Origin of the sequence: Rugosimonospora acidiphila, assembly GCF_039543385.1 — a bacterium.
In the GTDB taxonomy this organism is placed as follows: Bacteria; Actinomycetota; Actinomycetes; order Mycobacteriales; family Micromonosporaceae; genus Rugosimonospora; species Rugosimonospora acidiphila.
The window spans coordinates 347,881-361,634 of sequence record NZ_BAABJQ010000007.1 but is presented as its reverse complement, the minus strand read 5'-3'; the positions used below and the strand labels follow the sequence as shown (position 1 = coordinate 361,634).

The window sequence follows — 13,754 nt, the reverse complement described above, 5'->3', positions numbered from 1 at the left end:
CGGTCAAGATCGGTAACTGCTCGTTACGCCGACCACCCGGGCTCGAATTCGAGCGCGTCGTCACATGAAATTCTGGGTGTGCAACGCGGACAGCTCGGCGGCCTCGTCGGCGGGAAAGCCGAGGCGTTCGAGCCGGCGGCGCCGTCCCTCATCCATCGCGTGTCGCAGCCGCTGCACGTGGGCGTAGCCGGCCTCGATGGCCTCCGGCCGCCACGAACCGGCGGACAACAGCAGGAGCGCGTCGAACACGTCGGCGTTGAGGCCGGCGGTGTCCCGCAGCGCGTCGCTACGGCGTTCGATGGCCGCGCGGAGCCGGTCGCGCAGCCGCGGGTCGACAGCGGACTGCTCGGCGAGGTGCGACACCCCGAACAGGACGTGCCGGCGCTCGTCCTGCATGGCCAGCCACGCGATCCTCCGAGTCACCGGATCTGGCGCGTGCGTCACGAGAAAGTCGAGCAGGTTGACGAAGCTCCCCTCGCCGAGGACGGACAGCAGGAACGACGAGAGCGCGAAGTCGGACTCCTCGAGCACTGTGAACAGGGACGCTCGACCGCCGACCGAGGAGCTACCCAGGGTCTCGCCACGCAACAGGGCGCGTCGCGTGAACACCTCCAGGTGCCGTGCCTCGTCCGCGACCTGCACCGCGAGCAGTTGCACCACCTCGCGGAAGTGTGGGTGGATGCGGCCCAGGAAGCGGGCCGGAACGACGAGCGCGGCCTGTTCGTTCTCCACCAGATACGTCATCACCTGGACCACCGCGGCCTCGACGTCCGGCGGTAACTCGAACGGCTCGTCCCAGTCGACCGCGGTCCCCGGATCCCACTGCCGCGCGGCGGCGTGCGCGTACAGCCGCGGCGCCACCTTCGACCACACCAGGTCGCGGTCGTCCAGGTCGAAGTACGGCTCGGGGCCGCCCTCCTCCAGTCGGGCGCCCCGGGCAGCCAGACCCCAGCGGGCCGGCGGAGCCTTCTCCACCTCGCCGCGCCGGCTCGACCCGGCCCGGCTCGCGCCGGCCCACTGCCCGTCGCGCCCCTCGCCCCGCACGACGATCGCGACCGGTCCCCGTGCCGAGGTCGGTTCGGCCGGCTCAAGCCGGTGCCCCTCGGTGCGGCACCATGCCGGCAGGTGCACCCGCAACGCGGGGTCGTACCCGTACACCGAAAGGCGTGCCCCACGCGGCAGCGGCGCGAGGGCTCGGCGCAGCAGGAGGTGACCACCGCGGTCGAGGCCCAACCCGGCCAGATCGACGCGGTGCCCGGTCACCGTCGACGGTCCGTCACGGTGAATAGTCCGGCATCGCCGGCTCGCCGGCCGGGCCGTAGAAGCCGAACAGCTCAACCGCGGCCTCCAGGGCGCGATAGCCGTCGGTGCGACCGCTCACCCAGCGAGTCAGGCCCTCCAGATCGAGCGGGGGCCGCACCGCGGCGTCGTCGTACGACATCCCCCGCAGCAACGCCTCGAACCGGTCGACCAGTGCGGACGGCGCCAAATCCACCGCCGACATGTTGCAGTGGTCGTACGGCTCGGTCTGCGCGAGTACCCGGGTGCTCCCGCTCGGCAGCAGGCCCTCCCGGGTGAACGTCAGGTGGCTCCCGTCGAGCATGGCTGCCGCGTCCACCTCGCCCGCGAGCAGCGCCCGGACGGCGTCCCGCTCGCCGCCGATGTGATCACCGTGCAGGCCGACGCCGACATCGAAGCGGCGCACGTTCACCTTCACGCCGAGCCCGGCCAGCTGCGCCAGCGGGATCAGGGTGCCCTGCGGCGAGTCGACGGCACCGGTACCGACCACTCGACCGTCCAGTCCGGACACCTGCCCGATCCCGGAATCGGCACGCACCACGACCACCGAGGTCAAGTCCCGGTCGGTGTCCCGCATCAGGACAGCCCGCACGGTGCGGCCCGCCGCGGCCGCCAGCCGCCGGGCGCGCACCCAGGCCAGCGGTGAGTTCCACGCCACCTGAATCCGACCGGCGACCAGGTCCTCGACCTGCCGCTCGTAGTTCGAGTACAGCACGTAGTCGAAGGGCAGACCGTGCTCGCGCAGCCAGTCGCGGAACCCGGTCCAGATGGTCACCACCTTCGGGTCGTACGCGACCGCGCCCAGGAGCAGGCTTTCGGTTGTCATACCGCGTCCAGCAGCGGCATCCCGCACACGGCCCGGCCGACGAAGTCCACCAGCCGATCCGTGGTGGGCGCCATCACCCGCGCGGCACGGGCGTCACGGAAGCGTCGTTCGATCCCGAGCTCACGCCGGAACGCGGCTCCACCACACGCCTTCATGGCCAGGTCGGTGACCGCGATGGCCGACTCCGCCGCCGCGGCCTTCACCTCCAGAACCCGCAGGAGCGCATTGTCGGCGCCGTTCTCCAGACCCGAGAGCGTGTGCTCGATCAGTGCCGCCGTCTGGTCCATCTGCATCTGCATGCGCCCGATGTCATACCGCACCAGCGGCTGCTCGGCCAACGTCTGGTTCAGGTGCTCCAACCGGGTACCGGTCAGGTGCGCGACCGCCTCACGAACCGTGCCGCGCATCAGGCCCAGGCTGAACGCCGCGCTGAGCACCAGGAACCAGGGCAGGACCAGCTGCATCGAGAGATCCAGACCCGAACCGTCCGGACCGAGCATGGCCGAGACCGGCACCTCGACGTGCTCGGCGCGAACGGGTCGGGACGCGTTCCCGCGCAGCCCGAGCCCGTCGAAGGCACCCGCCACCGCGAGTCCCGGGGCATCCGAGCGCACGAGCCACAACGTGCTGCCCGCGTCGGCGCGCAGCGGTCGGCTCGACCACACGTAGCTGTCCGCCTCACCGGCCGAGGTGACCCAACTCTTGTGGGCGTCCAGGCGCACACCCTCAGCCCCGCCGGGGGCAGCGGTGCTCATCGGGGCCCAGAAGTGGCTGCGCGAGCCGGCCTCCGAAAAGGCGAGAGTGGTCAGGTGCCGGCCATCGGCGATCGCGGCGCGCACCTCCTGGGGACCGTGCGCCACGATGATCGGCACCGCCGCGTAGTGCATGAGCACCACCATGGCCGTGGACCCACACGCCTGGCTCAGCCGTTCGATCACCGCGACGGCGTCGCGCATGCCAGCACCGGCACCGCCCGGCCGTTCCTGACTGGTGAGGCCCAGAATGCCGGCCGCGCCGAGCGCGTCGACGGCCTTGCGCGGGAACGTGCCTTCGCGGTCCAGCATGGCCGCCGTCGGGGCGACGACATCGGCGATGACCGCCTCGAGCCGCGACAGGTGTTCGTTGGCCACAATGCTCTCCTCACCACCGCGAATCGGTGCCGTCCGTCGCGGCCGGCGAAGCCTTGAGCGGGACGGTTCTGCCCGCAGGCGAGGCCGACGATAATCTTCGCCTGGCCCGGGGCGTGGCCAATTCGGCGATGGCCCGCGTTCCCCGCCGCGCGTGATTGGGGTCGCCCCGGCAAGACCTGATGGTAGTTCGCGTCCCGCCCGCGCCTACCCGTCGGAGAGGACCTCTTCGCCATTGTCGACAAGGGTCAGCGGGTCGGAAATCCTAGCGAAGAGGGAGGCGTTCGGATCACTCCGGACCATGGCGCCGGCGACCAGGTCGCCGCGGCTGTCCGCCATCGCCAAACCCGGCTGAGTCGTCGGAAGCCGAGCCAGAACGCAACGGCAGACGCGGCGAACGGTGACATACGCGTCGGGCATTCGCCCTGGCGCCGATTCCGGTGATCCTGGGCGCTGAGCGTCGAGGCGCGCCCGGGCACGCCCAGTCATCGCATCAGTAGCTATCCGGACGGTATCCGCCAGTTGACGGCAAACATCCCGACCACCGTCCTAAGCCGCTTACCCTCACATTAAGCGAAATATTCTCGCTTTGGACTTAGTCGGACAGAAGGGTACTTCATGCGCTCATCGAGGATCGTCAGCGCACTCCTGGTCGCGGGTCTCACCGGTGGCTTGATCGCGTCCAGCACCGCCTCCGCCGACGCGCCCACCGCGACGGACCACCACGACGGTAAACACGCCGTGTTCGTGCAGACCAACAAGTCGCTGGGCAACACCGTGCTCGTCTTCGACCGGAAAAAGAACGGCGGCCTGAAGCTCGCCGGCGAGTACCAGACCGGCGGGCTCGGCGGGGCCACCGTTGGCCCGCCCGTCGACGCGCTCGCCTCCCAGGGCTCGCTGATCTTCCACGACGACTACCTGTTCGCGGTCAACGCCGGCAGCAACACCGTCACCCTGTTCCGGGTCGACGGCGACCGGCTCACGCGACTGCAGGTGGTCTGGTCCGGCGGCCTGCTGCCGGTGAGCATCACGGTGCGCGACGATCTGGTCTACGTCCTCAACGCCGGCGGCGCCGGCGCGGTGCAGGGGTATCAGCTCCACGACGGTCAGCTGTCCCTGATCAACGGGGCCAACCGGTCGCTCGGCCTGCGAAACGCCAACCCGCCGGCCTTCGGCACCGCCCCGGCTCAGGTCGGCATCAGCCCCGGCGGCCACTTCCTGCTGGTCAGCACGAAGACCGTCAACCTCATCGGCTCCTTCGCCATCGGCCCCGACGGCCAGTTGGGCAACCGCCCGGTCGCCAACACCGACGAGGGCGGGCCGTTCGGCTTCACCTTCGACAAGCGCGGCAAGCTACTGGTCGCCGAGACCACCGCCAACGCGGTCACCCGCTTCCAGCTGTCCGGCGACGGCACGCTCACCCAGATCGGTCCGTCGGTTCCCAACGGCCAGCAGGCCACCTGCTGGATCCAGCGGGTCGGCAGCTTCATCTTCGTCGCCAACGCCGGAAGCTCCACCATCAGCTCCTACACCATCGGCACGAACGGCGACCTGGTGCTGGCCAACCCCGTCGCCGCGAACACGCACGGCGGCTCCATCGACATGACCACCAGCGGCGGCTTCCTCTACGTCCAGAACGCCGCCGCCGGCAATGTCCAGGGCTACAAGGTCAACGGCGACGGGTCGCTGAAGCTGGTCACCACCGCGACCGGGCTGCCTCAGTTCGCCAACGGCAACGGCATGGAGGGCATCGCCGCCTCCTGAGACGTTGCGACGCGCGCGGTCCCGGTCGGGCTCCCGACCGGGACTCGTGCCACGGTCCCGGGCGTTACCATGGTCAGATTGTTCGCTGGAGGCGGGATTTCAAGCAGATGCCGGCGAGGTCTGGTAGGCGAGAGGCTGGCGCGGCGAAGGTCAAGCCGACCTCCAGCGACGTGGCCGCCGCGGCGGGGGTGTCCCGGTCGGCGGTGTCGTTCGCGTTCAACAGCCCGCACCGGATCTCCACCGCGACGCGGGACCGCATCCTGGCCGCGGCGCACGAGATTGGCTACGTGCCGAACACCCTCGCGCGAATGTTGCAGGCCGGACAGACCCAGTCTCTCGGTGTCCTGCTCCCGCAGAGCCTGGCGAAGATCATGGAGAACCCTTACTACGCGCGGTTTCTGATGGGCGCTGGGCAGGTGTGCGACCAGGAGGGGTTCACGCTGTTGCTGACGCCGCCGCTGCGGGAGTCGATGCTGAAGGCGATACCGTACGCGGCGGTCGACGGATTCATCGTGTGCGGCCTGGAGATCGACCAGGGCGAGGTCTCCGAGTTGGAGCGTCGCAGGGTCCCCTTCGTGCTGGTGGACAGCGATCCGCAGGAGAACGTGCCGAGCATCGGTGTCGACGACCGGGGTGGGGCGCGGGAGGTGGTGCGGCACCTGCTGGAGCTGGGGCATCGCCGGTTGGCGGTGTTGTCGATCGACCCGGGGCCGGAGAAGGCGGTCCGCGGCTACCGGGGGCCGCTGGGGCGGCGGCTGGCGGGAATCGTGGACGCGCTGGCCCAGGCCGGGATGACAATGGCCGACGTGGCGCTGGCCGAGGTGCCGGCGACCCGGACGGACGGGTACCGGGCGACCAGGGCGCTGCTGGCGGACACCGCGCTGACGGCGATCGTCGCGCTGTCGGACATCCTGGCGTTCGGAGCCATGGACGCGCTGCACGAGTTGGGCGTGGACGTGCCGGGACAGGTGTCGGTGACCGGCTTCGACGACCTGACCGAGTCGGCGTGGCTGCGGCCGCGGCTGACAACGGTGCGGCAGGCGATCGCGACGAAGGGCCGCACGGCGGCCGACTTCCTGATCTCGGCGATCCGGGGCGAGGACCAGCACCCGCATCAGCTGCTCAGTACCTCACTGATCGTGCGCGATTCGAGCGGTCCCGCGCCGGGCCACTGACCCGACAGCGACTCCGTGACGCCGGAGCGCGGTTATCGGAACGTTAACTAACTCGTGTTAGTAACCTGATATGGTCGGCGTTGATCAATATCGCCCGCCACTGTTCGAGCACGACCGCATCCAGGCACCACCGCATCCAGGCACCACCGCATCGAGGCACCGACGTTCGAGGCGCGACCCGCGTCGGACTGCTCACGGCCGAGTGGGAAGCGTGACCGCCGCGTCAGGGTCGGCAACCGACCCCGACCGCCGCCCCGCCTGTGTGAAGGGTTCCATGACTGATCAGCTGACCGATGAACGCGTTCGCACCGTCAAGTCAGATCCGGCCGCGCCGACGCCCTGGTGGCGGGAGGCGGTGATCTACCAGATCTATCCGCGCAGCTTCGCCGACGCCAACGGCGACGGCATCGGCGACCTGCCGGGTGTGCTCAGCCGCCTGCCCTACCTGCACGCCCTCGGCGTGGACGCGATCTGGCTGTCTCCCTTCTACGTCTCGCCGCAGGCCGACGCCGGTTACGACGTGGCCGACTACCGCGCGGTCGACCCCGTGTTCGGAACCCTGGCGGACGCCGAGGCGGTCATCCGCGACGCGCACCGATTCGGGATGCGGGTCATCGTCGACCTTGTCCCCAACCACTCCTCCGACCAGCATGACTGGTTCGCGCGGGCGATCGCCGGCGGCCCCGGATCACCGTGGCGCGACCGTTACCACTTCCGCCCCGGGCAGGGCGAACACGGGGAATCGCCGCCCAACGATTGGCAGTCGCTGTTCGGCGGTCCCGCCTGGACCCGCGTCGACAACCCCGACGGCACGCCGGGAGAGTGGTACCTGCATCTCTTCGCGCCCGAGCAGCCCGACTTCAACTGGGACAACCCGGCCGTGATCGACGAGTTCCGCACCATCCTGCGGTTCTGGCTGGATCGCGGCGTCGACGGGTTCCGGGTCGACGTCGCGCACGGCCTGGTCAAGGCGCCCGGGCTGCCCAACCTCGCGGATGCCGCCCAACTGCCCCCGTCCGACGTCGGCGCCACGCCGTACTTCGACCAGAACGATGTCCACGACATCTACCGGCAGTGGCGACACATCCTCGACGAGTACCCCGGCGACCGGATCGGTGTCGCCGAGGCGTGGGTGCCGACGCTACGCCGGCTCAGCAACTACGTCCGCCTCAACGAGTTGCATCAGGCGTTCAACTTCGCCTACCTCACGGTCGGCTGGGAACCCGCCGCGCAGCGGCGAGTGATTGACGAGTCCCTGCAGACCATGCGCACCGTCGGAGCGCCGGCGACGTGGGTGCTGTCCAATCACGACGTCGTGCGGCACGCCACCCGGCTCCTGCAGGCGGGCGGCGGCGAGGCCGCCGGACGCCGAGCCCAGCCGGTCGACGCCGTCGCGGGGCTGCGCCGGGCCCGCGCCGCGTCGCTGCTGATGCTCGCCCTGCCCGGCTCCGCCTACCTGTACCAGGGCGAGGAACTCGGGCTGCCGGAGGTCATCGACCTGCCCGCCGAGTGCCGCAAGGATCCGGCCTTCTTCCGCGTCCTCGGGCAGGACGGGTACCGCGACGGCTGCCGCGTACCCCTCCCCTGGGGCGGGGACCGGCCGCCCTACGGCTTCGGCCCGGCCGGCGGGCCCAGTTGGCTGCCGCAGCCGCAGGGCTGGGCCGCGCTCAGCGTCGCCGCGCAGGAGGCCGACGCGCACTCCACCCTGAATCTCTACCGCCGCGCCCTGGCGTTGCGCCGGGAGCATCCGGCGCTGGGCGCCGCCGACAACCTGGAGTGGTGCGATGCCGCTGCCGGCGTCCTCGCCTTCCAACGGTCCGTGGCCGGTGTGCCGGCGTTCTGCTGCACCGTCAACATGAGCGACGCACCCGTCCGGATCCGCCGCCCCGGACTGCCGCTGCTGTCCAGTGGCCGCCTCGATGAGCTTCCGGTGGACGACGCGGCCGAGGTACTCCTGCCCGCCGACACCACCGTCTGGTGGCTGCCCGCCGACACCACCGTCCGGTGGCTGCCCGTCCAGCCACCCCACCAACCGACCCGGTAACGATCGCAGGCACCCGTTCCTGTCCCGAAAGGAAGGCCCGGACATGTCATCGAGATTACGGCGCGTCGGCTGGCTCGCGGTTGGCGCGCTGCTGCTGCTCGTACCCCTCGGCTTCACCGGCACCGCCACCGCCGCCACCGGTGACCAGCCCGACGCGGTCGCGGTGGCCGGCGACTTCGACAGCGAACTCGGCTGCGCCGGCGACTGGGCACCCGACTGCGACCAGGCCCAGCTGGGGCCGCGCGCCGTCGACGGCGTCTGGGAACTCACCGTCGACCTGCCGGCCGGCTCCTACTCGTACAAGGCCGCCCTCAACAAGAGCTGGGATGTCAACTATGGCCTGCACGCCGTCGCGGGCGGCGACAACATCCCGCTGACCGTCCCGGCCGGCGGTGCCAGCGTGACCTTCCGGTACGACGCCGCGACCCACTGGATCACCGATAGCGTCGCCGCGCCCATCGCGACCGCCGTCGGTGACTTCCAGGACGAGCTGGGCTGCCCGGCCGACTGGTCACCGGACTGCCTGCGCTCGTGGCTGGAGGACCCGGACGGCGACGGCGTCTACACCTTCACCACCACCGCCCTACCGGCCGGCGACTACCAGGTCAAGGCGACCCTCGGCATGTCCTGGGACGTCAACTACGGTGCGGGTGGCACGGCCGGAGGGGCGAACATCCCCTTCACGGTGGCCACCAACGGTGCCTCGACCACCTTCAGCTTCGACGCCGCCAGCCACACGCTGACCGTCCGGGCCGGCCAGGCACCGCCCAACCTGCGGACCGAGCAGGCGCAGTGGCTCGCGCCCGACCTCATCGCCTGGAGCCTCGGCAGCGACCCCGTCGCACACACCTACCAGCTCGCCGCCGCGCCCAATGGTGGCCTCACCGCCGGGGCCACCGGAATCACCGGTGGCACCGTCATCCCGCTGCGCTACGACCCGGCCGGCATGCCTCCCGCGCTGCGGACCAAGTACCCCTACCTGGCCGGCCTCGGGGTGCTGCGGATCCCCGCGCACTGGGCGGCGAAGGCCGCCGACCTGCTGCGCGGTCAGGTCGCCGTCGCCGCGCTGGACGGCAACGGCAACCTGACCGGCGCCACCGGCGTGCAGATCCCCGGTGTCCTGGATGCCCTCTACGCCGGCAAGGCGGCACACGCCGACCTCGGACCGGTCTTCCACGGCGGCCGGCCCGCCCTGTCCCTGTGGGCACCCACCGCCCAGGCCGTGTCGCTGGAGTTGTACGCCAGCTCCACCAGTAACACCCCGAAGCTGGTGCCCATGCGGCGCGACAGCGCCACCGGCGTCTGGTCGGTGACCGGAGACAAAACGTGGAACCGCGAGTTCTACCGGTACCGGGTCACGGTGTTCGCGCCCACCGAGCTGAAGGTCGTCACCAACAGCGTCACCGATCCCTACTCCCTGGCCGTCTCCACCGACTCCACGCGCAGCCAGCTCGTCAACCTCGACGACGCCGACCTGGCCCCTCGGGACTGGTCGAAGGCCCGGCCGCTTCCGGCTCTTCCCGCTTCCCAGCAGGAGATCCAGGAGCTGCACATCGGCGACTTCTCCGACGAGGACGCCACGGTTCCGGCCGCCCAGCGCGGCACCTATCTGGCCTTCACCGACGCCGGTTCGGCCGGCATGGCGCACCTGCGCGCGCTGGCCGCCGCCGGTGCCACCACGGTCCATCTGCTGCCCGCGTTCGACTTCGCCGGCGTACCGGAGGATCGGGCCGACCAGGCGCAGCCGCCCTGCGACCTGGCTAGCCTTCCCGCCGACTCAGACCAGCAGCAGGCCTGCGTCGCCCAGTCCCAGGCGACCGACGGCTACAACTGGGGCTACAACCCGCTGCACTACACGGTGCCCGAGGGCTCCTACGCCACCCGACCCGACGGCGCGGCGCGCACCACCCAGTTCCGGCAGATGGTTCAGGCGATCCACGACGCCGGGCTGCGGGTCGTGCTCGACGTGGTCTACAACCACACCGCGGCCTCCGGTGAGGATCCCGACTCCGTGCTCGACCAGATCGTCCCCGGCTACTACCAGCGCCTGTCGACCAACGGCGCCGTCACCACCGACAGCTGCTGCGCCGATACCGCGCCCGAACACGCGATGATGAACAAGCTCATCGTCGACTCGGTCACCACCTGGGCGAAGCAGTACCACGTCGATGGGTTCCGCTTCGACCTCATGGGCCTGGACCCCAAGCAGACCATGCTGGACGTCAAGGCGTCCCTGGCCCAGCTCACCCCCCAGCGCGACGACGTGGACGGCAAGGACATGTTCCTCTACGGCGAGGGCTGGGACTTCGGGACCGTCACCGGTGACTCCCGGTTCGTCCAGGCCACCCAGGCCAACATGGCCGGTACCGGCATCGCCACCTTCAACGACCGGCTACGCGACGCGGTACGCGGCGGCAGCCCCTTCGACACCGACCCGGGTGTTCAGGGCTTCGCCAGCGGCCTGTTCACCAACCCGAACGGCGACTCCATGAACGGCGGCGCCGACCAGCAGAAGGCCGATCTCCTGCACGAGATGGACCTCGTCCAGCTCGGGCTGACCGGCAACCTCAAGGACTACCGCTTCCGCGACAGCACCGGAACCCTCGTCACGGGCGCGGACCTCGACTACAACGGCGCCCCGGCCGGCTACACGGACGCCCCGGGTGAGGCCATCACCTACGTCGACGCTCACGACAACCTCAGCCTCTACGACACCCTCACCTACAAGCTTCCGGCCGCCACCTCGATGGCCGACCGCGGACGGTCGCAGGCGCTGGCGCTGGCCACCACCGCCCTGTCCGAAGCCCCCGGCTTCGTCCAGGCCGGCAGCGACCTGCTGCGTTCGAAGTCCATGGACGGCAACTCGTACGACAGCGGCAGCTGGTTCAACGCCATCCACTGGAACTGCGCCACGGGCAACGGCTTCGGTCGCGGGCTGCCACTGGCATCCAGCAACTCCAGCCAGTGGCCCTACGCCGCCCCGCTGCTCGCCAACCCGGACCTGGTACCCGGATGCTCGACCATCACCAGCACCGCCGACCAGTACCAGCAGTTCCTGCGGATCAAACGGTCCAGCCCGCTGTTCTCGCTGCGCACCGAGCAGGAGGTCCAGCAGCGGGTCACCTTCCCGTTGTCGGGCACCGACGGCGAGGTGCCGGGGGTCATCACCGAGCACCTGGACGGGCACGGCCTGAACACCTACCGGTCCGTAACCGTGATCTACAACGCCACCCCCACCGCGCAGCACCAGACCCTGAGCGCTCTTGCCGGCGCTCATCAGCTGCTCGACCCGATCCAGCGTGACGGCACCGACCAGACGGTGAAGCGGTCCAGCTACGCCGCCGCCACCGGTACCTTCACGGTCCCGCCCTACACGGTGGCGGTGTTCGTCCAGCAGTAACGGACCCTTGCTCAGTATCGGTCTCCGCGACGTGGCCGGCCCATCCTCACCGCTGGATGGGCCGGCCACCGCCGGTCAGCGGAGCGGCTGCGGCGGGCTCGTCTCGGTCGCCCGCGCTCATCCCCGGGTGGCCACCCACGCCGCCGGTCAGGGTGAGGATTCGAGGGGGTCGCCGTTCTGGTCGATCTCCACGGAAGAGCGATCGGCGGCCAGGAACCCGAGCCCGAGCCCGAGCCCCAACAGGCCACCGCAGCTCAGCCCGGCGATCAGCCTCCCGGTGCCGGTGGCACCGGGGGTGAGCGCGGGTACGAGCAGGAACACCAGGGTGGGCAGGATCCAGCTGGTGAGACCGACGACGAGCCAGCGCCATCGGTGCTGGGTGTACAGCCCCTCCTGCCCTGGGGGAACCAGGAACGGGGCAATGACGGACAGCCACGCGTCGGCGATCTCGGCGCGGGCCTGCTTGGTAGCCGGGGTCGGGGGCCATCGTTCACGTAGCCGGGAGAGGGCCACTTCGGCGGAGAGATCCCGATCGATGACGTAGTCCCGCCAGGGATGGAGATCGGACCGGCCGAGCGCGACATCGTAGCCGGCGACCTGGCGCCTGTTCTCATCCCAGTACGGCCTTACGGCCAGATCGGCGGAGTCCAGCGCACGGATGAATTCCAGCTCGGTCGAGGCGTCGGCCGCGCAGGCCTCGACGATCCGAGCGATGGTCTGTCTCTGCGACGTGTCCGCGGCCGGTTGGACGGGGGGAGCCTGGTCGGCCATTCGGCAATCATCGCTTTTCGCGTCGCGTTTGACCCGCCTCGGCGCCTCCGTTTTTCACCAACCAGCGAAACGCCGGTGCTGCTGGCATCGAGGTCGGGTCTGCGCGGCCTGACTGCGCAGCGAACCGAGGCCGCGGGCCTGGCTCCGTCAGTCGAGTCCACGCGCCTCGTCCGCCAGTGCACGCAGATCCTCCAGGTTCGCCGCTGGGTCGAGCATCGCCATCCGTAGCCTGCCCAACTCCGCCAAAGCGACTTTGACGGTCCGCTGTAGTTCGCGGACCTCGTTCTCGAGGTCCCGGATCCGCTGCTTCAAGGGCTCGACCAGCACGAGTGCGGTGTCGGTGATGACGTCCGCGGCTTCGGCGTTGGTGGCCCGGCGGCGCACGATCGCGGTGGCCACGGCCCCCAGACCGCCACCAGCACCCACCACCGACAGCGTGGAGGTGAGTACCTGAATCCAGCCACTACTCATGAGGATCACCTTCATCCAGGTCCGCGGGAACCGGAGGATTCAGCGCCCGCATCACACTGTCGAGCGTGCGGAGATCTGCCCAGATCTGCGCCAGGCGCCACCAGGAACCACCCGCGACGGCCACCGTGAATCCGGCGGTCGTCGTACCGTTGATTCCCACGCGGGCGAGCACCGCCACGGCGTACATGCTCACCGAGCAGCCCAGCACCAGCGCGCCCGCGGCCTCGATGGACAGGCCCACCTCCAGCCTGTTCGTCGGCCAGAACACGCCCGTCAGGCCGAGGACGCCGGCCAGGATCAGCAGGACGAGCCAGGCGGTGCGCACCGGCACGGGCATGGCGATGTTCACCGAGGGTGGCTGGGCATGCGCAGCCAACAAGACGCCGCCGATGACCGGCGCGGCGGCCATGAGGGCCACCTGATAGGGATTACGGCCCGACACTAGACGCACGAACTTCACGACAACCTCCCGGCTTCAACCAGGAATCGATCCGGCTCCAGCGATGCGCGACGGGCGGCGCCGTGGCTCCATACTGGACTGTGGCGATTGGCTCTGCTGGATTCTGTGGCGGGTTCGTCCCGTGGACGCTTTCGTTCTGCCGCGGATGATGCCACCGGCCCCACGTCACGGCGGATCACCTCGCCACGCGACGGGTAATGAGAGCAACTACTGTCAGTTAGCATGCACCGCGCCCGTGCACCGCGTCAACGCGACCTGTCGACGCCCGGATCTCCGTCCGGCGCGCCAGTCGTTGATCCGACCTCTCCGGGCGTGAGCAGGCCCCTGATCCCCCGGCCCCGATCGGCGCCAGCCGGGTCAGCGCAAGCACCCGGGTGGCGACGGCTGCACGACCCGGCTCTTGCTACCTGAGGTTTC

The 13,754-nt window shown here is 70.1% G+C and carries 10 protein-coding genes; 4 read left to right on the top strand and 6 right to left on the bottom strand.

Annotated elements, in window-relative coordinates; translation table 11 throughout:
- Positions 1 to 60: 60 nt before the first annotated feature.
- Genes ABEA87_RS15555 through ABEA87_RS15545 form a run of 3 tightly spaced genes read right to left on the bottom strand, consistent with a single transcriptional unit; the run spans position 61 to position 3,255 of the window.
- Positions 61 to 1,263, bottom strand: a complete 1,203-nt coding sequence (locus ABEA87_RS15555) for a ferritin-like domain-containing protein (RefSeq protein ID WP_345630145.1) — start codon at positions 1,261 to 1,263, stop codon at positions 61 to 63.
- A gap of 13 nt (positions 1,264 to 1,276) precedes the next feature.
- Positions 1,277 to 2,125, bottom strand: a complete 849-nt coding sequence (locus tag ABEA87_RS15550) for a phosphate/phosphite/phosphonate ABC transporter substrate-binding protein (protein ID WP_345630143.1) — start codon at positions 2,123 to 2,125, stop codon at positions 1,277 to 1,279.
- Positions 2,122 to 3,255 (bottom strand): acyl-CoA dehydrogenase family protein, encoded by a 1,134-nt coding sequence (locus ABEA87_RS15545; protein ID WP_345630141.1) that lies wholly within the window; start codon positions 3,253 to 3,255, stop codon positions 2,122 to 2,124. Before ABEA87_RS15545 ends, ABEA87_RS15550 begins: the two co-directional genes overlap by 4 nt.
- Before the next feature lie 615 nt (positions 3,256 to 3,870).
- Between ABEA87_RS15545 and ABEA87_RS15540 the strand changes: the two genes are divergently transcribed.
- The 4 genes from ABEA87_RS15540 to pulA all read left to right on the top strand — a co-directional run bounded on the left by ABEA87_RS15540 (position 3,871) and on the right by pulA (position 11,635).
- Positions 3,871 to 5,016, top strand: a complete 1,146-nt coding sequence (locus ABEA87_RS15540; protein ID WP_345630139.1) for a lactonase family protein — start codon at positions 3,871 to 3,873, stop codon at positions 5,014 to 5,016.
- Positions 5,017 to 5,123: 107 nt separating this feature from the next.
- Entirely contained in the window at positions 5,124 to 6,191 is a 1,068-nt protein-coding gene (locus ABEA87_RS15535; RefSeq protein WP_345630138.1) for a LacI family DNA-binding transcriptional regulator, read from the top strand.
- A gap of 274 nt (positions 6,192 to 6,465) precedes the next feature.
- Positions 6,466 to 8,235: a glycoside hydrolase family 13 protein gene (locus ABEA87_RS15530; protein ID WP_345630137.1), complete on the top strand. Its 1,770-nt coding sequence runs from the start codon at positions 6,466 to 6,468 to the stop codon at positions 8,233 to 8,235.
- Positions 8,236 to 8,278: 43 nt separating this feature from the next.
- Positions 8,279 to 11,635, top strand: coding sequence for a pullulanase-type alpha-1,6-glucosidase (gene pulA / locus ABEA87_RS15525; protein ID WP_345630135.1), 3,357 nt, complete (start codon positions 8,279 to 8,281; stop codon positions 11,633 to 11,635).
- Between the two features lie 147 nt (positions 11,636 to 11,782).
- On the opposite strand, the gene ABEA87_RS15520 is transcribed toward pulA, so the two are convergent.
- From ABEA87_RS15520 to ABEA87_RS15510, 3 genes are all read right to left on the bottom strand, one after another.
- The gene (locus ABEA87_RS15520; RefSeq protein WP_345630133.1) at positions 11,783 to 12,406 is read right to left on the bottom strand and encodes a hypothetical protein; all 624 of its coding nucleotides are present in this window, start codon (positions 12,404 to 12,406) and stop codon (positions 11,783 to 11,785) included.
- 147 nt (positions 12,407 to 12,553) lie between these two features.
- Entirely contained in the window at positions 12,554 to 12,877 is a 324-nt protein-coding gene (locus tag ABEA87_RS15515; protein ID WP_345630131.1) for a hypothetical protein, read from the bottom strand.
- Positions 12,870 to 13,337, bottom strand: a complete 468-nt coding sequence (locus tag ABEA87_RS15510; RefSeq protein WP_345630129.1) for a hypothetical protein — start codon at positions 13,335 to 13,337, stop codon at positions 12,870 to 12,872. The genes ABEA87_RS15515 and ABEA87_RS15510 overlap by 8 nt, the downstream gene beginning before the upstream one ends.
- Between the last annotated feature and the right edge of the window lie 417 nt (positions 13,338 to 13,754).